Genomic DNA, 20630 nt, shown 5'->3' on the forward strand with positions numbered 1-20630 from the left:
GTTGGAAAGAAATAAAAAAACGGGGCCGAAGCCCCGTTTTTGCGATGCAAGAAGATTACTTCTTTTCCTCAGTGGCCGGAGCAGCAGCCGGGGCCGGGGCAGCTTCGGCCGGCTTGGCAGCGTCAGCGGCCGGAGCCGGAGCGGCTTCAGCGGGCTTGGCGGCTTCAGGGGCCGGGGCGGCGGCAGGAGCCGGAGCAGCAACCGGAGCCGGGGCTTCCTTCTTGCCGCAAGCGGTCAGGGCAACAGCAAGCAGGGCAGCAACGAGTAGAGACTTATTCATGGGGTTTCCTTATCGACAAGTACCAGCAAAAGCCAAAAATTTTCGGAGATCAGAACTGCCTGATCAGCGCGCGATTATAGCAACGTTTTGGTTGTTTTGGCACCGAATGCTGCGCTGCGGCATGGCGATTGCGTATCAAAGACCTAGCGTGGAGCTGCTAATGGACTCGCCGCCCTCAGAAAGTATTTCCGCAAAGCGGATCAGGTAAGGCCTGACTTCATCGGCTTCATCGATCAGGAGTTTGCTTCTTGCTTGGTCGTGGTCGAAACGAATCAGCGCATGTCTGTCATCAACGAGAATCATGCTGTCACGCAGATGCGCAAGCTGCTCGGATGTTTGCTGGGCCAGCAGACGGTGGCTGTATGTTGTCAGCAAGTTGTTGAGCAAGGGATGCACCTTGCGCAGAGCCGTTGCATCGCGTACGGCTATTTGCAGAGCATCCTGCTCTGGGCCTTGCAGTACGCGTTTCAACGCATCCAGGCGGGAAGGCGTTTCCAGCTTGAGTTGGCCGATATCCTGGTCATAGATTTGGATTTTTCGACAGGCCAAGCCCAGCAGGCGGTCGATCGCCACCTGATAGTCACTCCAGGATGTAATCAATTCACGAGCCATAGCGCTTAGTGTAACCGATTGATAGAATTCGTGCTTTTTCGGAGCTGACCGTGCCGATCGGGATCATCGAATCGCTGGATCACGAAGCGAGGGGTATCACCCGCCTCGAAGGCAAGACTGTATTTGTCGATAGCGCCCTGCCCGGGGAGACCGTTGAATATGCCAGCTTTCGGCGAAAACCGAGCTACGAGTTGGCACATCTGGTTGCTGTTCTAAAGCCTTCGACGGCACGGGTGATTCCGCGTTGTGTGCATTACGGCGTTTGCGGCGGCTGCGCCATGCAGCATATGGAGCCATCGGCTCAGGTCGCAGCCAAGCAACGGGTGCTGGAAGACAGCCTTTGGCATATCGGGCGCGTTCGACCGGAGACCATTTTGCCGCCGATTCACGGCGCGCCCTGGGGATATCGGCATCGGGCGCGGCTCGCTGTACGTAAGGTGGCAAAAAAAGGTGGGGTGCTGGTCGGTTTTCATGAGCGGCGCAGTAGCTACATCACCGACATGCGGGGATGCGATGTATTGCCGCCGCATGTTTCGGCATTGCTCGTGCCTTTGCGCGAATTGTTCGCTGTGCTGTCGGTCGCCGAGCGCTTGCCGCAGGTAGAAATCGCTGTTGGCGAGAAATGTACTGCTCTGCTTCTGCGTATCCTGGAGCCGCTGAATGCTCGCGACGAACAACTTCTGCGCGATTTTGCCGATCGCCACGATATCGTGTTCTATCTGCAACCGAAAGGACCGGATACAGCTTATCGTTTCTATCCGGTGCCAGGGCCGCGCCTGTCGTACACCTTGCCCGAGTTTGATCTTGAGCTGGATTTTCGGCCAACCGATTTCACCCAGGTCAATCATGCGGTCAATCGCCTGCTCGTCCGCCGGGCATTGCGTTTGCTCGACCCGCAAGCCGGCGAACGCATCGCCGACATGTTCTGCGGCCTCGGCAACTTCACCCTGCCGATTGCCCGTTCCGGCGCCACCGTGGTTGGTATCGAGGGTAGCGAAGCGCTGGTTCGGCGCGGGCGCGAAAGCGCAACTGAAAATGGTTTGGACGGCAATGTCGCGTTCGGTGTCGCCAATCTGTTCGAATGTACCGAGGCGTCGCTGGTCGCACTGGGGCGCTTCGACAAGATGCTGATCGATCCTCCACGCGAAGGTGCGCTTGAGCTCGTCAAGGCGTTGGGCGAGGATGCACCGCGCCGCATCGTCTACGTCTCCTGCAATCCGGCAACGCTGGCCCGCGATGCGGCCGTTCTGGTGTCGGACAAGGGTTACCGCTTTGTTGCGGCCGGAGCGGTCAACATGTTCCCGCATACGGCGCATGTCGAGTCGATCGCCGTATTCGAACGGCCATGAAAAAGGGCGGCCGTGGCCGCCCTTGTCGATTCCGTCGGGAACGGCTTAGTCGCGATCGCCCGTGAAGGCCATGATCAGGTGCAGCAGACTGACGAATACATTGTAGATGTCGAGATAGACCGCCAGAGTCGCGCTGACATAATTGGTTTCGCCACCTTGCATGATGCGGCTGATGTCATACAGGATGTAGGCCGAAAAGATCATCACGGCGGCGGCCGAAATGGCCAGCGCGAGCGCCGGAATCTGGAAGAAGATGTTAGCGAGGGCGGCGAGCAGGATGACGATCATGCCGACGAACAGGAACTTGCCCATGTTGCTGAAGTCACGCTTGCTGACGCTGGCAATACTGGCCATCGTGAAGAAGACTGCGCCGGTGCCGGCGGCCGCCATCGCAATCATCGAGCTGCCATTGGAAAAACCGAGGGCGACTTGCAGGATGCGGGAGAGCATCAGGCCCATGAAGAACGTAAAGCCGAGCAGCAGGCCAACCCCCAAGGCGCTGTTCTTGTTCTTCTCGATTCCGTACATGAAGCCCCAGGCGACGCCGAGGAAAAGCATGAATGCAATAAAGGGGCTGCCGGCCAGGAAGCTGAACTGCAGCTGGATGCCGACCAATGCGCCGATAACCGTCGGCACCATGCTCAAGGCGAGCAGCATGTAGGTGTTGCGGAGAACGCGGTTCTGTTGCAGAGCAAGGCCGGATGAGCCTTGATTGATTGTCTCGAAGTGGGTGTTCATGCGGGAAGCTCCCTTTCTGTGGATTGCTCAGCCGGTAAGACTAGCGGAGTCGGGTAGAAGTTTCAATAATTGCCTACTGAATCAGTCGGATATTCTCCGCGGCCTTTATGCTATCATGCGCGCCGTCTGGGGTCTGTGGCAGAGCGGTTGAATGCACCGGTCTTGAAAACCGGCGTGGAGAAATCCATCGTGAGTTCGAATCTCACCGGACCCGCCAGATACCAACGACAAAAGCGCCTACCCGGGCGCTTTTTTTCTGCCCGTCGGTTGGAGAACGCCTTCCCGTAAGCGTTTCCAGCCCTGCACATATTTTGTGCAGGACCAAAAGACGCTGACGAATCAGCTTTGTGCGAAGCTTGCCAAGCGCTAACCCACAAGCTTATCCACAGATTTCGGGGGTAACTGGCGGATGATGGCTTTTGTGGCCATTCACGGGTTTCCTGTAGCGTGACTACAGATCGTCAGAGTCTAATTTTGCTATTGGTCTGACATTGGTGGGGTTGAGAAAAGTAGAAAAATGACCGGAAACCATTCTTGTTGCCAATTTTTAGTCGAGAAATCTTACATATTGTTTGTGATTTGTGAATTTCGGCAATTCGCAAAAATTCAAAAAACGTTCTGAATCAATTGTATGGTGTGTATTTCGGGTGGCTGGCGTACTTGTTGCTGATAAGGCTTGCGCGTCATGTGCCCGGCGCAAGCAGCGTTATCCCAATCGAGGTCAAGCCATGAAATTTCTCTTACTCCCTTTGCTGACGGCGGTGGCCTTGTCCGTTTTTGCACCCTGGGCGCAGGCGGGAACTGTCACGGTCACATTTGCCGGCACGGTCAGTGGCTATTGGTCACTACCGATTGTCGAGGATGATTTTCCGATTGGCACTTCAGTTGGAATGACCCTAGTTTATGGCGACGGGTTTATCGGTCTGCCGGCATCTCAGCTTTATCTGGGGATGAGTACAACGGCAAGTGGAACCCTGACACTCGGCTCCTCCAGTTACATGCTCAACGCCATGGAACTGACGTCCTATAGCTTTGGCTCCACTCTTGATGATCCTGCGCCAATTATGAGTTTTCATGTGACTGGTACGGGCCCGGCTACGGACGAAAATGAGCCGTTCTCAGGGCTAATGTTCTCGATATTCAACAGCAATCCTCAGGGAGGCGCCCCCCTTGTCGGCTTTGGGAACGTGAATTGGATGGTCGCAGATAACGGCTACCTGTTTGCATCGGGTAGTTCGAGCTATGTTCAGATCGAGAATCCGATTCCGGAACCGTCTTCCTTGTTGTTAACCCTGGCGGGGCTGGCGTTGTTGAGGCGGCGCTTCCCTAGAACTTGAAAATCGGCGCGGGGAAACCCCTCGTGCTTCGAATCACACCGGACCCACCAGATACCAAAGACATAAGCGCCAATTCTGGCGCTTTTTTTGTGCCCATCGATTGGAAAAGGCCTTCCTGCAAGCGTTTTCAGCATTGCATATATTTTGTGCAGGACCAAAAAACGCTGATGAATCAGCTTTGTGCGAAGCTTGCCAAGCGCTAACCCACAAGCTTATCCACAGATTTCGGGGGTAACTGTTGGCGCAGAGCCGGAGTCTGTTCGGAAAATTGTTATACTGTAAAAATGAACAGCATTCGTCGAATTGCCCACCTCGATATGGATGCCTTTTTCGCATCAGTCGAATTGCTGCGTTACCCGGAACTGCGCGGGCAGCCGGTGGTGGTTGGCGGACGTAATGTCCATCGGCCGTTGGAGCAGGTCGATGGCAGCCGGTGTTTTGCGCGTCTGCGTGATTATGTCGGTCGTGGCGTGATCACCACGTCGACCTACGAGGCCAGGGCTCTTGGCGTGCATTCGGGGATGGGGCTGATGAAGGCGGCGCGACTCGCGCCCGATGCCATTCTTCTGCCCGCCAATTTCGATGCTTATCGTGACTGCTCGCGCCGTTTCAAGGATGCGGTAGCGACAATTGCGCCGCAGATCGAGGACCGGGGTATTGATGAGATCTATATTGATCTCAGCGACTTGGCGGAAGAGACCGAATCGCTGGCGCTACGGATCAAACAAGCCGTATTTGAAGCTACAGGGCTGACCTGTTCGATTGGCATTACCCCAAACAAGCTGCTCTCGAAAATCTGTTCGGATCTGGACAAGCCGGATGGTCTCACCATCCTCGGCATGGACGAGGTTCCGAACCGGATCTGGCCGCTGCCCGCCAGGAAAATCAACGGGATCGGCCCCAAGGGCACGGAGCGGCTGAGCCGACTCGGTATCCATACAATCGGCGAACTGGCGGCGACCCCGGTGGAATTTCTGGTCCGCCAGTTTGGCCGGACTACCGGCGCTTGGCTGCACCGGATCGCGCATGGCATTGATGAGCGGCAACTGCTGGCCGATTCGGCGCCCAAGTCGATCAGCCGCGAAAGCACCTTCGAGCGCGATTTGCATGCCAGGCAGGACAGGAATGAGTTGTCGGAGATTTTCACGTCCTTGTGCGTGCGCGTGGCGGATGACCTGAAGCGGAAAGGTTATACCAGCCGAACCATCGGCATCAAGCTGCGCTACGCCGATTTCCACTCAGTGACCAGGGATGTCACGTTACCCGTTGAAGTGAGTGAGGCGGAGGAGATTCGCAAGGCGGCAGGGGAGTGTCTGAAACGCGTTCCCTTGGCACAGAAAATCAGGTTGCTCGGTGTGCGGGCCGGCGGTTTAATTCCTTGCAATCAAGCCAAGCTTGAGGTTTGCCCGGTGCAGGCGGAATTGCCGTTTTAGTCTGCCCAGGATGGTTTAGGTGTGCGGGCGAGGGGAGCAAGTGGTGAAAATTAAAATATTTTTTGCATTTGGTGCGCAACGCATAGCCCTGTCCTCTGGTCAAATGAAGTAGCAAGATGAATGGTCGGGTCGGCTTCACCGGCCGGGCTTGGCTGTCAGGCCGGTGAATTTGCTTTGCTTGTCCTGCTTCGAATTGCTGCTCGCGATCGCTTGATTGTTTCTCGTTGCCATCGAGTTTTAAGCCCGTTGGGCGGGAGGTGCCATGTGAACCTGTTCAACAGAATCCCCGGCTTCGTGGTGACGCCGCCGGGAATGGAGCGCCGGGTGCTGGCCCTGCTGCCGAAGGCGCTGGTCGTAGGCAGCCTGCTGCTTGCCCTGCCATCATTGGTGATACGCCTGTTGGTGAACGATGCGTTGGAATTGGGCACGTCGACACTAGTGTCTACGGTCGACATCTATGGCATCAGCCTACTGCTCCTGCATTGGGCCGTGGTGATCACCGTGGCCATCGCGGCCTTCATTGTCATGGTCATGAAAGGCCCGGCCTATGTGGCCGATCCTTACCCGTTGATTGAAACCGATGAACCCAGCCCCTCAAAGCTGCAGGAAGTCCCCGACCTCGACTGATCTCGCCATGGTGTCGGCGTAGCCCAGATCGATCAAGGCTCTGGTGTAGGGCTGTTCGAATAGCAGGTAGCTAGTAAGTGCGCCACCGTGGCGGTTCATCGCGCCGACGCCGCGCAGCAAACCCCGGACCGCCCAAGGCAAAGCTCTGGCATGTTCGGCCGCGATGCGATCCAGCCGGTCGGAGGGGGCGATGACTAATGTCTTGATGGGGCGGAGCGGGATGCCCGTATGCTGGCGAATCTCCGGCGGTATTGCCGAAAGCGTCTGGTTGATGCGCTGCATGCGTTCGATATCGACGGCGAGGCCGTCGAGAAAGATACTGGAGAGGGCGTGACCGGCAATCTGGGCGAGCGAGGGGTGCATGTCGACGCGTTGTCGATCCTGATGTTCGTTCTTCCGGCTGGCGCCGATTATCAATACCCGCTCGGCGCCAAGGTGGATGGCTGGGGAGATCGGTGCCAGCTGGCGCATCGAGCCATCGCCAAAGTACTCGCGGTGAATCCGGGTGGCGGGAAAAATGAAGGGGATCGCGCTTGAGGCGAGCAGGTGATTGACGCCAATCCGCGAGCGAATGCCCATGCGTTGGACCCGGCGCCAGGGCTGGGCTGACGGGTGCGCCTGGAAGAAGCTGATGCTTTCTCCCGATTCGTAGCCGGAGGCAGAAATGCTGACGGCGTGCAGTACGCCTTTATTGATCGAGCGCTCGATGCCTTTAAAGTCGAGGTGGCGGGTGAGCAGGTCATGGAGCGGCGAGTTGTCGAGCAGCGAGCGCGGCGGGTTGCGGGTTAGCCAGCCGAGGGCCAGCAGCGACATCCAGCGGACGCCAGAGAGACCGATGCCAAGCGCGTCGGCGCGATAGATGTCGCCCGCGTGCATGTTGCGCCAGACGCTGGCCAGGATGGCGACCGCCTTGCCGAAGTTGTCGGCCAGGCAGGCAATACCTGCCGCGTTGATGGCCCCGGCCGATGTTCCGCAGAGGATGGGGAAAGGATTATGGTGGCGGTTTGTCGACAGCTTGGAAACTGCGGCCAGAACGCCGACCTGGTACGCGGCGCGGGCTCCGCCGCCAGTCAGGATCAGCGCGGTCCGGGGCGATTGTTGACGAGCGGCGCTGTCCATGTCGATGGTGCGTTCAGCTGGCGAAGGCCAAACCTGCGCCCGGTGGTCGATGCGATCCCATGTCCCCTCCTGTTGGCATCGGAACCGATGCTATTGCTTTATTGGAGCAGTATAGGGAGAACTGAAGTTCTGCTCAATCGAGGCGGGAGCGAACGGCATCGGCCCAGCAGTTGGGCGTTTCGTAGAGGCGAACCTGTTCGAGTTGTAAATGGTTGCCATAGGTGTCGCGATAAACCGCATCGAGTCGTTCGAACGCGATTCGCGCCAGGTTTTCGGCGGTCGGCACCCGGTCGAGGATGACCGTTTTATGGTCGGGCAGCGCGTTCAGGAAATCGACAATGGCCGTGTCGCCGGCGAAGGCAAGAAAAGCATGGTCCCAGGCATCGACCAGATGGTTCTTGGCCAGATCTTTGACCTGTGAAAAATCCATCACCATGCCGTTGGCGGCGTCGCCGGCCTTGTCGATGATGCCGCCGGACAGCGTGATTTCGATGACGTAGCGGTGCCCGTGCAGATGGCGGCACTGGCTTTTGTGGTCCGGGATGCGGTGCCCGGCATCGAATTCGAGACGGCGGGTGATAAACATGGGTATGAGGCTCAACAATGCGGTCGCGGATTATACAATGCACCATGCTCACCACCGATGATCACCGCCGCGACAGCGCCGGCCTGCGCTATGTTTATCCGGTCATTTCCCGGCGCGCCGGCGGGGTGTCGATCGGCATCAACCTCAATACCAACAATGCCTGCAACTGGGCCTGCGTCTATTGTCAGGTCGAGAGCCTGACCCGTGGCGGACCGTCACCGATCGATCTCGATCTGCTGGAAAGAGAACTGGCCGGCTTTCTTGAAGATGCACTGCATGGTGACTTCATGCAGCGCCAGGTGCCGCCGGAAGCCCGGCGGCTGATGGATGTCGCCTTCTCGGGCAACGGCGAGCCGACCAGTGCGTCGGAGTTTGCTGAAGCGGTCGAGCGGGTCGGGAATGTCCTGCGGCATTTCGGGCAACTGAGCAACCTGGTCGTGCGCTTGATCACTAATGGCAGCTTGATGCATCGCCCTGAAGTTCAGGCCGGTATCCGCCAACTCGGCCAACTGGGTGGCGAGGTCTGGTTCAAGATCGACCGTGCCGAGGCGGGCGATATTGCCGAGATCAACGGCGTTCCGCTGTCGCCGGAAAAAATGGCCCGCCATCTCGACATTTGCGCTCGTCTGGCGCCAACCTGGATACAAACCTGCTGGTTTGCGCTGGATGGTGAGGTTCCCTCGGTCACGGCCAGGGATGCCTACTGCCAATTATTAAAGCCGTTGGCCAGCCGGCTTGCCGGCATTCACCTCTATGGCCTGGCGCGACCGTCGATGCAGCCGGCGGCGCCACGTCTTGGCCGCCTGTCGGCTGACGACCTGGCCGCTTTCGCAAAAGAAGTGCATGAAAAAACGGGCATCCGGGTAACAATCTCCCCGTAATGCCCGTTGCTGAGGTCGACGGCCTTGTCAGGCCGTTGTTCAGGCTGCTTTCTTGGTCCGGCTGCGGGCCGACTTCTTCAACGACTTGAAAAGTTCCGGTTCCTGCGACTTCAGGTACTCGATGACATCCCAGTCTTCACGCTTGATGGTCTTGATGTCGATCTGTTCAACGTGCACCAGGCGCAGCAGTTCGCGCACCGGTTTCGGCATGTTGCGGCCGCTCTCGTAACGGGAGCCGCCGCTCTGGGTCACGCCCAGAGTCGACCAGAATTGTTGTTGGTTGAGGCCAAGTTTGCGACGGATCTCACGAGCGTCGATTTTTTCGATGGTTTTGACAGAGGTCATATCCAATCTCCATACGCTAGTGTTGTAGGCTTACCCAAGTATCCTAGCGACTTATTACTTAGGTAATATAACTAAGTGTATAGATGCTTATGACGTTTCGCAAGTGCATATGCCATATTTTTTTTGACATTGGCGTTTGAAAATGATTCGATTTGGCGCCTGTTTACCTGCCTGGTGCTGGCCCCTGGCTTTCTGTCCGCCCTTCCCGAAAACGACTCGATGCTCTAAGATCGATTCGCTCAAACGAAATTCTTAGCCGGGGAGACTTCAATGCAGGTGCGCGAGATCATTCAACTCAAGGGTGGAACGCTCTATACGGCGACGCCGGGGCAACTGCTGGCTTCGGCTATCGATACCATGGCCGATCTCGATGTCGGGTCGCTGGTTGTGATTCAGGACGGCAAGTTGGCCGGTATGCTGACCTTTCGCGAAGTGCTGAAGGCCATGAAGCAACACGATTCCTGTCCGGTTGGCGTGACCGTCGGCGACGTCATGGTCAAGGATCCGGTGACGGCTTTCCCGGACATGGAGGCCAACGACCTGCGCCGTCTGATGATCGAAAAACACTCGCGCTATTTGCCGGTCCTCGAAGGCAACACGCTTCTGGGTGTGATTTCCTTCCTCGATGTCGCAAAGGCCGTACTCGAAGAACAGAGCTTCGAGAACCGGATGTTGAAGAGCTATATCAAGAACTGGCCGGACGAACCGCAGGCCTGAACTTTCCGGCTCGATGGCGGGGCAGCTTCGGCTGCCTTTTTTGTTGCCGGAGAGGGCTCCTGCCTGGCATGGTAAACTCCTTGTTCCACTTCCGAGCCTCGCTTCCCATGTCCGGCAATACTTTTGGCACCCTGTTTACTGTCACTTCCTTCGGCGAATCGCATGGCCCGGCCATCGGTTGCGTAGTCGATGGTTGCCCCCCGGGACTGGCGCTCTGCGAGGCCGATATCCAGGCCGAACTGGACCGCCGCAAACCCGGTACTTCGCGCCATGTGACACAGCGGCGCGAACCGGACACGGTTGAAATTCTGTCCGGCGTTTTCGAAGGCAAGACGACCGGTACACCGATTGCGCTGCTGATCCGCAACCAGGACCAGCGCAGCAAGGACTATGGCAATATCGCTGATACCTTCCGCCCCGGCCACGCCGACTACACCTACACCCACAAATACGGCTTTCGCGACTATCGCGGTGGTGGCCGTTCCTCGGCCCGTGAGACGGCGGTTCGCGTCGCTGCCGGGGCGATTGCCCGCAAGTGGCTGAACGAGCGCTACGGCGTGACAATCCGCGGCTGGATGAGCGCGCTCGGCCCGATCGAGATTCCTTTCGTTTCGGCCGACGACATCGATGGCAACGCTTTTTTTGCGCCCAACGCCGGCCTCGTGCCGGAATTGGAAAGCTACATGGACGGCCTGCGCAAGTCGCTGGATTCGGTCGGGGCGAAGATCACGGTCAGCGCGACCGGCGTGCCGCCGGGCTGGGGCGAGCCGGTGTACGATCGGCTGGATGCCGAGATCGCTTACGCCATGATGGGCATCAACGCCGTCAAGGGGGTCGAGATCGGTGCTGGCTTCGCCTCGGTGGCCCAGCGGGGCAGCGAACATGGCGACGAGATGACGCCGCGGGGTTTTCTGAGTAACCACGCCGGGGGTGTCCTCGGTGGCATTTCCACAGGCCAGGACATCGTCGTCAATATGGCGATCAAGCCGACCTCGTCGATTGCCCAGCCGCGGCGCTCGATCGACAGCCAGGGGCAGGCTATCGAAGTGGCGACCGAAGGGCGGCACGACCCCTGCGTCGGCATTCGCGCGACGCCGATTGCCGAAGCCATGCTGGCCCTGGTACTGATTGATCACGCCCTGCGGCATCGGGCGCAGTGTGGCGACGTGTCATGCCAGACGCCGCGGATTCCGGGGAAAGTCGCGTAAGATTCAGGCTTGTCGGCCGCTTTGCCAGCGGCAAAATCGAAAGAGGGAGCCCACATGCAAGTTGATCATCATGACCTCCATCAGGAGTTTCCAGAGATGAAGGATGCAATCGAAATCCTGAAGGCCGGCAATGCGCATTTCGCCAATCTGTTCGCGAGCTACACCCGGCTGACCGGCCGGGTCGAGGATCTGGAAGAGCAGGATATGCCAGTAGCCGATTTCACCATCGAAGACATGAAGAAGCAGCGGGTCAAGCTCAAGGACGAGCTTTATCACCTGCTGCTGGCGTTCCGCGCCGGCCAGCAATCGGCAAGGGCCTGATCGAGGCCTTTGTCCGTAACGGCATCCGGTAAAATTGCCGGATGCACGTTTTGCCTTACTGGCGCCTCTCTGGCTATTACTTTTTCTACTTCGCCTTTATCGGCGCCTTTTCGCCCTATTTTGGGCTTTATCTCCAATCCCTGGATTTCTCGGCTTGGGACATCGGCCTGCTGATGTCGCAGATGCAGTTGATGCGCCTCTTCGGTCCCAATCTCTGGGGCTGGCTGGCCGATCATTTTGGTCGCCGCATGGCGATCATCCGGCTGGCGGGGGTGATTGCCCTGGCCGGGTTCACGGCCTTCTTCTGGCTCGACAAACTTCCTGCCATGCTGGTTGCCATGGCGGTGCTGGCCTTCTTCTGGAGTGCCGCCCTGCCGCTGGTCGAAACCTTGACATTTGACCACCTGCGGGAGGATCGGGGGCGTTACAGCCGCGTTCGCCTGTGGGGGTCGATCGGCTTCATCGTAGCTGTTATGGGGACCGGTGCGGTGCTTGATCTGGCGCCGCCGGTCGCTGTCCTCTGGGTGTGCTGGGGAATTCTGGTCGGCATTCTTGTTCTAGCCACCGTGCTGCCGGAGGTTCCGTCAGTGCATCATGCCCAGGCGACCCAGCCGATTGGGCAGATCCTTCGTCAGCCGCGGGTCGCAGCATTGATGGCGGCCTGCTTTTCGATGTCGGCGGCGCACGGCGCCTTTTATGTCTTCTACTCGATTCATCTGGCCGGCCATGGCTACAGCAAGACCGAAGTCGGCGCACTGTGGTCGCTGGGCGTGCTTGCTGAAATTGCCGTGTTCATGCTGATGGCGAGACTGTCACGGCGTTTTTCGTTGCGCAGCATTCTGCTGGCCTGTTTCGCGGCGGCAATCCTGCGCTTTCTGCTGATGGGCTGGGGAGTCGAGTCGGTGGCCGTCATGGTAGTGGTTCAACTGCTGCATGGGCTGACTTTTGGTGCCTATCACGCCTCGGCCATCGCGGCGGTCAATGACTGGTTCCCCGGTCGGGCACAGGGCCGGGGGCAGGCGCTCTATTCCAGCTTGTCGTTTGGGGCGGGCGGTTTGCTTGGCGCGCTGATCAGCGGGCTGACTTGGGATGATTGGGGGGCGGGCTGGACGTTTGCGCTGAGTTCCAGCTTTGCATTTGCCGGCTGGTTGCTGGTCTGGCGCTGGGTGCGCGAGGGCTCAGCGGCCGACATTTCCGATCTCAAAAAAACGTCCGATCCTGTGCCATAATCCGAGGCTTTCTGGCCTATTTGAAGCGTTTCATGGCGAAGACACTTTACGACAAACTTTGGGAGAATCACGTGGTCCATCAGGAAGCTGATGGCACGGCGCTCCTTTATATCGATCGTCACCTCGTGCACGAAGTGACCAGCCCGCAGGCCTTCGAGGGACTCAAGCTGGCCGGGCGCAAGCCGTGGCGCGTTTCCTCCATTGTCTCGACACCGGACCACAATACGCCGACCGACCACTGGGACGAGGGCATCAAGGATCCCATTTCGCGGCAACAGGTCGAGACGCTCGACGCCAATATCCGCGAAGTCGGCGCGCTCGCCTATTTCCCGTTCAAGGATCCGCGCATGGGCATTCTCCATGTCGTCGGTCCGGAAAACGGCGCGACGCTGCCCGGCATGACCGTGGTCTGCGGTGATTCGCACACCTCGACGCACGGCGCCTTCGCCTGCCTGGCGCACGGCATCGGCACCTCGGAAGTCGAGCATGTGCTGGCTACCCAGTGCCTGCTGCAGAAGAAGTCTAAGACCATGCTGATCGCCGTCGATGGCAAGCTCGGCAAGGGCGTCACGGCCAAGGATGTGGCGCTGGCCATCATCGGCAACATCGGCACGGCCGGCGGCACCGGCTACGCCATCGAATTCGGCGGCAGCGCCATTCGCGGCCTGTCGATGGAAGGTCGCATGACGCTGTGCAACATGGCCATCGAAGGCGGCGCCCGCATGGGCTTCGTGGCGGTCGACGACACCACGATCAATTACCTGAAGGGCCGCCCTTCTCGCCGAAAGGCGAGGTCTGGGACCAGGCTGTCGCCTACTGGCGCACCCTGCACTCCGACGCCGGCGCGCAGTTCGACCGTGTCGTGACGCTGAAGGCGGAAGATATTCAGCCGCAGGTTACCTGGGGAACCTCTCCGGAAATGGTTGTCGCGGTCGGTGCCGTCGTGCCCGATCCGGCCAAGCAGACCGATCCGGTCAAACGCGAAGGCATGGAGCGCGCGCTGCAGTACATGGGCCTCAACCCGAATACGCCGATCACGAGCATCGCGGTGGACAAGGTATTCATCGGTTCCTGTACCAATTCCCGCATCGAGGATCTGCGCGAGGCGGCTTCAGTCCTGAAGGGCCGCCACGTCGCCGCCAACATCAAACTGGCCCTGGCCGTGCCGGGTTCCGGCCTGGTCAAGCGCCAGGCCGAAGCCGAGGGGCTGGACAAGGTCTTCGTCGCCGCCGGCTTCGAGTGGCGGGAGCCGGGTTGTTCGATGTGTCTGGCGATGAATGCCGACCGTCTGGAACCGGGCGAGCGCTGCGCCTCGACGTCGAATCGCAATTTCGAAGGTCGTCAGGGTCCGGGCGGCCGTACGCATCTGGTCAGCCCGGCGATGGCGGCGGCGGCGGCGATTGCCGGGCGCTTTGCGGACGTCCGTGACGTTCTGTAAGGCCATGACTGCCGTGCGTTGCGCCCTGCTGGTGCTGTTTCCCCTGGTCTTCGTGGGGTGCAACACGGCGCAGGGAGTCAAGAAAGATGTCGCGATCGGTGCCGAAAAGACCGGTGAAGCCCTGCACAAAGGGGGCGAGGCGGTTGGTGGTGCACTGAATAAGACCGGTGAAGTGGTCGGCGGAGCCCTCAAGAAGAGCGGCGAAGCGGTACAGAAGGTGGTGGATTAATGGAAAAATTTGTTCGTCTGGAAGGTCTGGTTGCTCCCCTCGATCGTAACAACGTCGATACCGATGCGATCATTCCCAAGCAGTTCCTCAAGTCGATCAAGCGTTCCGGCTTCGGCCCGAACGCCTTCGACGAATGGCGATACATGGATGTCGGTCAGCCGGGGCAGGATGCTTCGCAGCGGCCGAAGAATCCGAAATTTGTGCTCAATTTGCCACGCTATCAGGGCGCCCAGGTATTGCTGACCCGGGCCAACTTTGGTTGCGGCAGTTCGCGCGAACATGCGCCGTGGGCGCTGCTCGATTTCGGTTTCAAGGCAATCATTGCCGAGTCGTTCGCCGATATCTTCTTCAACAACTGCTACAAGAACGGCATCGTGCCTATCATGCTGCCGGCCGCCGAAGTGGAAGCACTGTTTCAGCAGGTTGAGGCGACTCCGGGTTACAAGCTGACGGTCGATCTGCAGGCGCAAGCCGTGATTCGCCCGGATGGCTACGGCATCGCCTTCCAGATAGATCCTTTCCGCAAGGAGTGTCTGATCAATGGCTGGGATGACATCGGCCTGACCCTGCGCCACGCTGAGAAGATCCGCGAGTTTGAAGACAAGCGTCGTATCAACCAGCCCTGGCTGTTTGCGTAACAAGGAATGATTATGAAGATTTGTGTTCTGCCGGGTGACGGCATCGGTCCCGAAATTACCGCTCAGGCGGTGCGCGTGTTGAATGCTCTCGATCTCAAGTTCGAGATGGAAGAGGCGCTGCTCGGCGGCTGTGCGGTCGATGCCACCGACAACCCCTATCCGGAAGCGACCCAGAAGCTGGCGCGCGAAGCCGATGCCATATTGCTGGGCGCCGTCGGCGGTCCGCAGTGGGATACGCTGCCCCGCGAAAAACGCCCGGAGCGCGGCCTGCTCGGCATTCGCAAGGACCTTAACCTGTTCGCCAATCTGCGTCCGGCAATTCTGTACCCGGAACTTGCCAATGCCTCGACGTTGAAGCCGGAAGTCGTCGCCGGCCTGGATATCCTGATCGTCCGCGAACTGACCGGCGATATTTACTTCGGGCAGCCGCGCGGCATCCGCGAGGAAAATGGCGAGCGCGTCGGCTTCAACACCATGGTCTATAGTGAGTCGGAAATCCGCCGCATCGGCCATGTCGCGTTCCAGGCTGCGCAGAAACGCAACCGGAAATTGTGCTCGGTCGACAAGATGAACGTGCTCGAGTGCACCCAACTCTGGCGCGACGTGATGATCGAGACTAGCAAGGATTACCCGGATGTCGAGCTCAGCCACATGCTGGTCGACAACGCCGCGATGCAACTGGTCAAAGCGCCGAAGCAATTCGATGTGATGGTCACCGGCAACATATTCGGCGACATCCTGTCCGACGAAGCGTCGATGCTGACCGGCTCGATCGGCATGCTGCCGTCGGCCTCGCTCGACGACAAGAACAAGGGCCTCTACGAGCCGTCGCACGGTTCGGCGCCGGATATCGCCGGCAAGGGCGTGGCCAATCCGCTAGCTACCATCCTGTCGGCTGCAATGATGTTGCGTTACACCTTCGGCCTCGAAGAGCAGGCACTGCGCGTCGAAAATGCGGTCAAAAAGGTTTTGGCACAGGGCTATCGCACCGGCGACATCTACGAGCGCGGCACCAACAAGGTCGGGACTAAGGAAATGGGCGATGCCGTGCTGGCGGCGCTGGCGTAAACCGAACCTCACGTTCGTGCGTTAAATACAGGTTCTATTCGGAGAGTAAGTCATGAAGAAGGTTGGTCTGGTCGGTTGGCGTGGCATGGTTGGTTCCGTGCTGATGCAGCGCATGGTCGAAGAGGGCGATTTCGCCCATATCGATCCGGTGTATTTCTCTACCTCCGCCGCTGGCGGCAAGGCTCCGGTGTTCGGCGGCAAGGAAGCTTCACTGCCGTTGCAGGATGCGTCCAACATCGATGCCCTGAAGGCCTGCGAGATCATCATCACCTGCCAAGGCGGTGACTACACCAAGGAAGTCTTTGGCAAGCTGCGTGCTACCGGCTGGAGCGGCCACTGGATCGACGCCGCTTCCTCGCTGCGCATGGCCGAAGACGCGGTGATCATTCTCGACCCGGTTAACATGCACGTGATCAAGGACGCGCTCGCCAAGGGCGGCAAGAACTGGATCGGCGGCAACTGCACGGTATCGCTGATGCTGATGGGCCTTGGCGGCCTGTTCCAAAACGACCTGATCGAATGGGCGACCTCGATGACTTATCAGGCGGCTTCCGGTGCCGGCGCGCAGAACATGCGCGAGCTGATTGCCCAGATGGGCGCCATCCACTCGTCGGTCGCCGACCTGCTGGCCGACCCGGCTTCAGCCATTCTCGACATCGACCGCAAGGTCGCCGAGACCATTCGCTCCGATGCTTTCCCGAAGAAGAATTTCCGCAACACGCCGCTCGCCGGTTCGCTGATTCCGTGGATCGACGTGCCCTACGAGAACGGCCAGTCCAAGGAAGAGTGGAAGGGCGGTGCCGAATGCAACAAGATCCTCGGCAAGCCGGCTTTCCGTTCCGCCGGTTCGATCCCCATCGATGGTCTGTGTGTGCGTATCGGTGCCATGCGCTGCCACAGCCAGGCGCTGACCATCAAGCTGAAAAAGGACGTGCCGCTCGATGAAATCAGCGACATGCTGGCCAAAGCCAATCCGTGGGCCAAGGTCGTGCCGAACGATCGTGAAATCTCCGAGCGCGAACTGACGCCGGCTGCAGTGACCGGCACGCTGACCGTGCCGGTTGGTCGTCTGCACAAGATGGCGATGGGGCCGGAGTACTTGGCTGCCTTCACCTGCGGCGACCAGTTGCTGTGGGGGGCTGCCGAGCCGCTGCGCCGCATGTTGCGCATCCTGCTCGATGCCTGATTGTTGATTTATTACGGAAAACGGGCTGCGGCCCCGTTTTTTATTTGTTGGGAATATGCAAAAAGTCAGGCATGAGAAGAGGGTTTAGCTTGCATTGCTAAGTCCATGATGTTAATTTGAAAGTCCCAAAATCGACGCTCAGGGTTTCGCTGTGAACGAAACGAATTGCTCCAAATTCAAGAAGCGTGCAGCCGCACTCGCGGTGGCATCTTGTCTTTCTTTCGCACCATGGGTTGCTGAGGCTGCCGGCCTCGGAAAACTCACCGTGTTATCGGGCCTCGGGCAGCCTTTGCGGGCAGAACTTGAGCTCGGTGCCAATCGCGACGAACTGGCCGGCATGACGGCGCGCCTGGCACCGCAGGATGCCTTCCGGCAGGCTGGTATCGACTTTGCCAGCAGTTTGCTCGATCTGCGTTTTTCTATTGAAAAACGCGCCAACGGACAGGCTGTGGTCAAGGTGACGTCGGCTAAACCGGTCAATGAGCCTTTCCTCGACTTTCTCGTCGAGCTGAACTGGCCGGCCGGCCGCCTTGTTCGCGAATATACATTCCTGCTCGACCCCCCGATATGGCCACCAGGCAGCCGGTGCGCTCAATCGCCGATGCGAAGGTGGTCGAAACTGTCCAAGGAGGTGGCATGCAGGCCGAGCGCCCGGCGGCTGTTAGAGCTGCCCCGCGTGCAAAAGTGCCGGCAGATGCGCCGAAGCCAGACTCAACCGGGACGAGAGTTGTTCAGCCGGGTGACACCCTGCGCAAGATTGCCGTTGAGACTCAGCATAATGGCGTTTCTTTGGAACAAATGCTGATTGGTCTGCTGCGGAAAAATCCTGAAGCTTTCGCAGGCAACAATATCAATCGCCTGAAATCCGGGGCCATCCTGGGGATTCCGGAAAAAGCGGAGGTCGAGGCGGTCAGTCCGGCTGAAGCGAAAAAAGTTTATGTTGCTCAGGCTGCTGACTGGAGCGCTTATCGCCAGAAACTGGCGACTACGACAGCCAAAGGGCCGGCCAAGGAAGAGGTGGTCAGCCAATCAAGTTCAGGCAAGATCACTGCTCGGGTCGAGGAAAAGGTGGTGCCCGCTGAGCAGGCCAAGGATCAGGTCAAGGTCTCGCGCACCGAACTGGCTGCCGGCGCTGCTGCTAGCAAGGCGACGGCCGATGCCGAGGCGGAGCGGATTGCCAAGGACAAGTCGCTCAAAGAAGCGCAGGAGCGCTTGGCGATGCTTGAAAAGAATGTCAATGAGTTGCAGAAACTCGTTGAAATGAAAAATCAGAAGCTTGCTGAACTGCAACAGCAGACGGCTGCCAAGAAAGACGAAGCCAAGCCGGTCGAAGCGCCCAAACCCGCGGTCGCACCGCCTGTTGCCGAACTGCCTAAGGTTGCTGAAGCCGTCAAGCCCGCCGAGTTGCCCAAGCCGCCGGAAGAGGTAAAGCCAGCCGTAGTAGATAAGCCAATCGAGGTGCCCAAGCCGGTTGCGCCGCCGAAGCCTGCCGTCCAGCCAGTGCCCGAGCCGGAACCCGAGGTCAGCCTGTTTGACGATCCGTTGCCGCTTGCCGCTGGTGGTGGCATTCTGGCGCTTCTGGTCGGTTACCTGCTATTCAAGCGTCGGCGTGATCGTTATGCCTCAGTCGAGACTACAGCCGCGCCAGGGCCCTCCAGCCTTGGTCCGAATTCGGTCTTCCGCATGACCGGCGGGCAGAGCGTCGATACGGGCAATACGCCACCGCAAACCGGTGATTTCAGTCAGACCGGACCGGGAACCATCGATACCGACGAAGTCGATCCGGTTGCAGAAGCCGATGTTTACATGGCGTATGGCCGCGATACACAGGCCGAGGAAATCCTGCTAGAGGCATTGCAGAAGGATCCGCAGCGCCTTGCCATTCATGCCAAGTTGCTGGAGATTTATGCCAACCGGCGCAGCCTGAAGCAATTCGAGACGCTGGCTAGCGAACTGTATGCGCAAACCGGAGGTGTTGGCACCGAATGGGAAAAAGTCGCTGCCCTTGGCGCCGGTCTCGATCCCAAAAATCCGCTTTATTCTGGAGCCTCCGGGCGGGCACCAGCCCCGGCCTTCGATCCCGACGCAACGATGATTGTCGCAGCGGGGACGATAGCTGCGGCAACATTGGCCATGCCCGGAGAGGCTGTTCAAATTGCCGAAACTGCAGTTGCCGAGGAGACGCCCGAAACGGCTGGTGAATTCGAGCGGGAGACGCAGGTTATGCCGGAACCGACTGACATCCAGCCTGACCTCACGGAACCCGTGGTCGCCGCGGATGACATGGATGTTATGAGTCTTGATTTCGATCTCGGCTCGCCGGCCCTTGCACCCGAAGCTATTGTCGAAGATCAGCCCGCGGTCGCCGATGAGCCGTATGCGGATACGTTAGTCATTGCTGATGGCGGTGATGCACTCGATTTTGACTTGGGAGGCGAAACCCAGACTACCCCAGTTACCGTGCCGTCAGCTGTTGAACCGCTGATGCCGGAAAACCTGAGCGGCGATTTTGACCTGACCGTGGACGACAGTCCGCTACCGGAAGAGTTGGTCGATGATGCTCATGACTTCTCGCTTGAAGGCACATTGGTGATGCATTCGGGTCTTGAACATGAGCTGGAGTCGGTGGCTAGCACCTATATCGGCGGTGAGGCGGTGCCCGAGGTTCCGGCAGCCGAGCCAGCACAAGAAGATGTAGCAATGGTCGATTTCGATCTGGATATGGACTCGCCAGCAACACAGACCTTGGTCAATTCGATCGCTGATGTCAGCGAGACTGAACCTGTTCCTTCTATTGAGGTTGCGGAGGAAGTAACCGCTGTCGACAGTACGCATCTGGAAAATACCGTAGTCAACACGGGGGTGCTGGGTGCCGATTCGCTCGAGTTCGATGTCAATCTGACCGATTCGGTGTTTCTGGGACAGCCGATGATCAATCCGGAATTCGATATCGGCTCGATCAATCTCGATCTCGGTGCAGAGCCGCCGCCGGCAGCTCCCTCGCCGGTAATTGAGCAAGCCACCGAAGTGTCAGCGGCAGGGCCTGAAGTCGCCAATGAAGAGCCCGTCCGTGATTCTCATTGGGAAGAAGTCAATACCAAGCTCGATCTGGCCAAAGCCTATGAGGAAATGGGCGATCTCGAAGGGGCGCGCGAGCTGCTCCAGGAAGTGCTCGGCGAAGGCTCGTCTGATCTGGTTGAGCAGGCGCGTGCGATACTTGGCCGAATAGGCGAGTAAAATCACAGGCTTGTGATCGGCACATGGCCCCGCAAGGGGCTGTGTGCATTTT

At 58.9% G+C, this 20630-nt stretch carries 21 protein-coding genes, 1 tRNA gene and 1 pseudogene; 17 read left to right on the forward strand and 6 right to left on the reverse strand.

The window, feature by feature from the left end:
- Positions 1-55: 55 nt before the first annotated feature.
- Positions 56-280, reverse strand: coding sequence for a hypothetical protein (locus tag NQE15_RS08310; protein WP_265948356.1), 225 nt, complete (start codon positions 278-280; stop codon positions 56-58).
- 135 nt (positions 281-415) lie between these two features.
- Positions 416-853: a hypothetical protein gene (locus NQE15_RS08315; protein WP_265948357.1), complete on the reverse strand. Its 438-nt coding sequence runs from the start codon at positions 851-853 to the stop codon at positions 416-418.
- A gap of 89 nt (positions 854-942) precedes the next feature.
- On the opposite strand from NQE15_RS08315, the gene rlmD reads away from it, so the two are divergent.
- Entirely contained in the window at positions 943-2241 is a 1299-nt protein-coding gene (gene rlmD, locus NQE15_RS08320) for a 23S rRNA (uracil(1939)-C(5))-methyltransferase RlmD (protein ID WP_265948359.1), read from the forward strand.
- 45 nt (positions 2242-2286) lie between these two features.
- Here the strand turns inward: rlmD and NQE15_RS08325 are convergent, their stop codons facing one another.
- Complete coding sequence (locus tag NQE15_RS08325) at positions 2287-2979, reverse strand: Bax inhibitor-1/YccA family protein (RefSeq protein ID WP_265948362.1); 693 nt, start codon at positions 2977-2979, stop codon at positions 2287-2289.
- Between the two features lie 129 nt (positions 2980-3108).
- Here NQE15_RS08325 and NQE15_RS08330 point away from each other — a divergent pair.
- The 4 genes from NQE15_RS08330 to NQE15_RS08345 all read left to right on the forward strand — a co-directional run bounded on the left by NQE15_RS08330 (position 3109) and on the right by NQE15_RS08345 (position 6376).
- Positions 3109-3196: transfer RNA gene (locus tag NQE15_RS08330), tRNA-Ser, on the forward strand.
- Between the two features lie 511 nt (positions 3197-3707).
- Positions 3708-4316: a PEP-CTERM sorting domain-containing protein gene (locus NQE15_RS08335; RefSeq protein ID WP_265948364.1), complete on the forward strand. Its 609-nt coding sequence runs from the start codon at positions 3708-3710 to the stop codon at positions 4314-4316.
- Between the two features lie 284 nt (positions 4317-4600).
- On the forward strand, positions 4601-5749 hold the full coding sequence (gene dinB, locus NQE15_RS08340) for a DNA polymerase IV (RefSeq protein WP_265948368.1): 1149 nt from the start codon (positions 4601-4603) through the stop codon (positions 5747-5749).
- A 264-nt stretch (positions 5750-6013) separates the two neighbouring features.
- Entirely contained in the window at positions 6014-6376 is a 363-nt protein-coding gene (locus NQE15_RS08345; protein WP_265948370.1) for a hypothetical protein, read from the forward strand.
- Here NQE15_RS08345 and NQE15_RS08350 read toward each other — a convergent pair.
- Both NQE15_RS08350 and queD read right to left on the reverse strand, forming a co-directional pair.
- On the reverse strand, positions 6344-7495 hold the full coding sequence (locus NQE15_RS08350) for a patatin-like phospholipase family protein (protein WP_265948373.1): 1152 nt from the start codon (positions 7493-7495) through the stop codon (positions 6344-6346). The two genes, NQE15_RS08345 and NQE15_RS08350, sit on opposite strands and share 33 nt — an antisense overlap.
- Before the next feature lie 133 nt (positions 7496-7628).
- Entirely contained in the window at positions 7629-8081 is a 453-nt protein-coding gene (gene queD, locus NQE15_RS08355; protein WP_265948376.1) for a 6-carboxytetrahydropterin synthase QueD, read from the reverse strand.
- A gap of 44 nt (positions 8082-8125) precedes the next feature.
- Between queD and NQE15_RS08360 the strand changes: the two genes are divergently transcribed.
- Complete coding sequence (locus tag NQE15_RS08360) at positions 8126-8962, forward strand: radical SAM protein (protein ID WP_265948378.1); 837 nt, start codon at positions 8126-8128, stop codon at positions 8960-8962.
- Between the two features lie 39 nt (positions 8963-9001).
- Here NQE15_RS08360 and NQE15_RS08365 read toward each other — a convergent pair whose 3' ends face one another.
- Positions 9002-9307: a helix-turn-helix domain-containing protein gene (locus tag NQE15_RS08365; protein WP_265948382.1), complete on the reverse strand. Its 306-nt coding sequence runs from the start codon at positions 9305-9307 to the stop codon at positions 9002-9004.
- Between the two features lie 270 nt (positions 9308-9577).
- Here NQE15_RS08365 and NQE15_RS08370 point away from each other — a divergent pair, with 270 nt between their 5' ends.
- From NQE15_RS08370 to NQE15_RS08420, 11 genes and pseudogenes are all read left to right on the forward strand, one after another.
- A complete protein-coding gene (locus NQE15_RS08370; protein WP_265948384.1) occupies positions 9578-10024 on the forward strand; it encodes a CBS domain-containing protein in 447 nt (148 codons plus the stop codon).
- Between the two features lie 107 nt (positions 10025-10131).
- Positions 10132-11232: a chorismate synthase gene (aroC, locus tag NQE15_RS08375; RefSeq protein ID WP_265948387.1), complete on the forward strand. Its 1101-nt coding sequence runs from the start codon at positions 10132-10134 to the stop codon at positions 11230-11232.
- Positions 11233-11328: 96 nt separating this feature from the next.
- On the forward strand, positions 11329-11553 hold the full coding sequence (locus NQE15_RS08380) for a YdcH family protein (protein ID WP_265948389.1): 225 nt from the start codon (positions 11329-11331) through the stop codon (positions 11551-11553).
- 41 nt (positions 11554-11594) lie between these two features.
- Entirely contained in the window at positions 11595-12782 is a 1188-nt protein-coding gene (locus tag NQE15_RS08385; protein ID WP_265948392.1) for an MFS transporter, read from the forward strand.
- 32 nt (positions 12783-12814) lie between these two features.
- Positions 12815-14220 (forward strand): annotated as a pseudogene (gene leuC, locus NQE15_RS08390) (3-isopropylmalate dehydratase large subunit).
- Between the two features lie 4 nt (positions 14221-14224).
- A complete protein-coding gene (locus NQE15_RS08395; RefSeq protein WP_265948395.1) occupies positions 14225-14449 on the forward strand; it encodes an entericidin EcnAB in 225 nt (74 codons plus the stop codon).
- The gene (gene leuD / locus NQE15_RS08400) at positions 14449-15087 is read left to right on the forward strand and encodes a 3-isopropylmalate dehydratase small subunit (protein ID WP_265948398.1); all 639 of its coding nucleotides are present in this window, start codon (positions 14449-14451) and stop codon (positions 15085-15087) included. Before NQE15_RS08395 ends, leuD begins: the two co-directional genes overlap by 1 nt.
- Before the next feature lie 12 nt (positions 15088-15099).
- The gene (gene leuB / locus NQE15_RS08405; RefSeq protein ID WP_265948400.1) at positions 15100-16155 is read left to right on the forward strand and encodes a 3-isopropylmalate dehydrogenase; all 1056 of its coding nucleotides are present in this window, start codon (positions 15100-15102) and stop codon (positions 16153-16155) included.
- Positions 16156-16207: 52 nt separating this feature from the next.
- Positions 16208-17341: an aspartate-semialdehyde dehydrogenase gene (gene asd / locus NQE15_RS08410; RefSeq protein ID WP_265948402.1), complete on the forward strand. Its 1134-nt coding sequence runs from the start codon at positions 16208-16210 to the stop codon at positions 17339-17341.
- Positions 17342-17492: 151 nt separating this feature from the next.
- Positions 17493-18146 carry a FimV family protein gene (locus NQE15_RS08415; RefSeq protein ID WP_265948404.1) on the forward strand — a complete coding sequence of 218 codons (654 nt, stop codon included), beginning with the start codon at positions 17493-17495 and terminating at the stop codon, positions 18144-18146.
- Positions 18140-20578, forward strand: coding sequence for a FimV/HubP family polar landmark protein (locus tag NQE15_RS08420; RefSeq protein ID WP_265948406.1), 2439 nt, complete (start codon positions 18140-18142; stop codon positions 20576-20578). Before NQE15_RS08415 ends, NQE15_RS08420 begins: the two co-directional genes overlap by 7 nt.
- Positions 20579-20630: the final 52 nt, after the last annotated feature.

Origin of the sequence: Dechloromonas sp. A34 (assembly GCF_026261605.1) — a bacterium.
Lineage (GTDB): Bacteria > Pseudomonadota > Gammaproteobacteria > Burkholderiales > Rhodocyclaceae > Azonexus.

What these genes read in the sequence shown, in the direction of transcription:
- NQE15_RS08310 (WP_265948356.1), bottom strand. Translation starts at nt 280, where the DNA reads ATGAATAAGTCTCTACTCGTTGCTGCCCTGCTTGCTGTTGCCCTGACC.
- NQE15_RS08325 (WP_265948362.1), bottom strand. Translation starts at nt 2,979, where the DNA reads ATGAACACCCACTTCGAGACAATCAATCAAGGCTCATCCGGCCTTGCT.
- NQE15_RS08335 (WP_265948364.1), top strand. Translation starts at nt 3,708, where the DNA reads ATGAAATTTCTCTTACTCCCTTTGCTGACGGCGGTGGCCTTGTCCGTT.
- dinB (WP_265948368.1), top strand. Translation starts at nt 4,601, where the DNA reads ATGAACAGCATTCGTCGAATTGCCCACCTCGATATGGATGCCTTTTTC.
- NQE15_RS08350 (WP_265948373.1), bottom strand. Translation starts at nt 7,495, where the DNA reads ATGGACAGCGCCGCTCGTCAACAATCGCCCCGGACCGCGCTGATCCTG.
- queD (WP_265948376.1), bottom strand. Translation starts at nt 8,081, where the DNA reads ATGTTTATCACCCGCCGTCTCGAATTCGATGCCGGGCACCGCATCCCG.
- NQE15_RS08360 (WP_265948378.1), top strand. Translation starts at nt 8,126, where the DNA reads ATGCTCACCACCGATGATCACCGCCGCGACAGCGCCGGCCTGCGCTAT.
- NQE15_RS08365 (WP_265948382.1), bottom strand. Translation starts at nt 9,307, where the DNA reads ATGACCTCTGTCAAAACCATCGAAAAAATCGACGCTCGTGAGATCCGT.
- NQE15_RS08370 (WP_265948384.1), top strand. Translation starts at nt 9,578, where the DNA reads ATGCAGGTGCGCGAGATCATTCAACTCAAGGGTGGAACGCTCTATACG.
- aroC (WP_265948387.1), top strand. Translation starts at nt 10,132, where the DNA reads ATGTCCGGCAATACTTTTGGCACCCTGTTTACTGTCACTTCCTTCGGC.
- NQE15_RS08380 (WP_265948389.1), top strand. Translation starts at nt 11,329, where the DNA reads ATGAAGGATGCAATCGAAATCCTGAAGGCCGGCAATGCGCATTTCGCC.
- NQE15_RS08385 (WP_265948392.1), top strand. Translation starts at nt 11,595, where the DNA reads ATGCACGTTTTGCCTTACTGGCGCCTCTCTGGCTATTACTTTTTCTAC.
- NQE15_RS08395 (WP_265948395.1), top strand. Translation starts at nt 14,225, where the DNA reads ATGACTGCCGTGCGTTGCGCCCTGCTGGTGCTGTTTCCCCTGGTCTTC.
- leuD (WP_265948398.1), top strand. Translation starts at nt 14,449, where the DNA reads ATGGAAAAATTTGTTCGTCTGGAAGGTCTGGTTGCTCCCCTCGATCGT.
- leuB (WP_265948400.1), top strand. Translation starts at nt 15,100, where the DNA reads ATGAAGATTTGTGTTCTGCCGGGTGACGGCATCGGTCCCGAAATTACC.
- asd (WP_265948402.1), top strand. Translation starts at nt 16,208, where the DNA reads ATGAAGAAGGTTGGTCTGGTCGGTTGGCGTGGCATGGTTGGTTCCGTG.
- NQE15_RS08420 (WP_265948406.1), top strand. Translation starts at nt 18,140, where the DNA reads ATGCTGATTGGTCTGCTGCGGAAAAATCCTGAAGCTTTCGCAGGCAAC.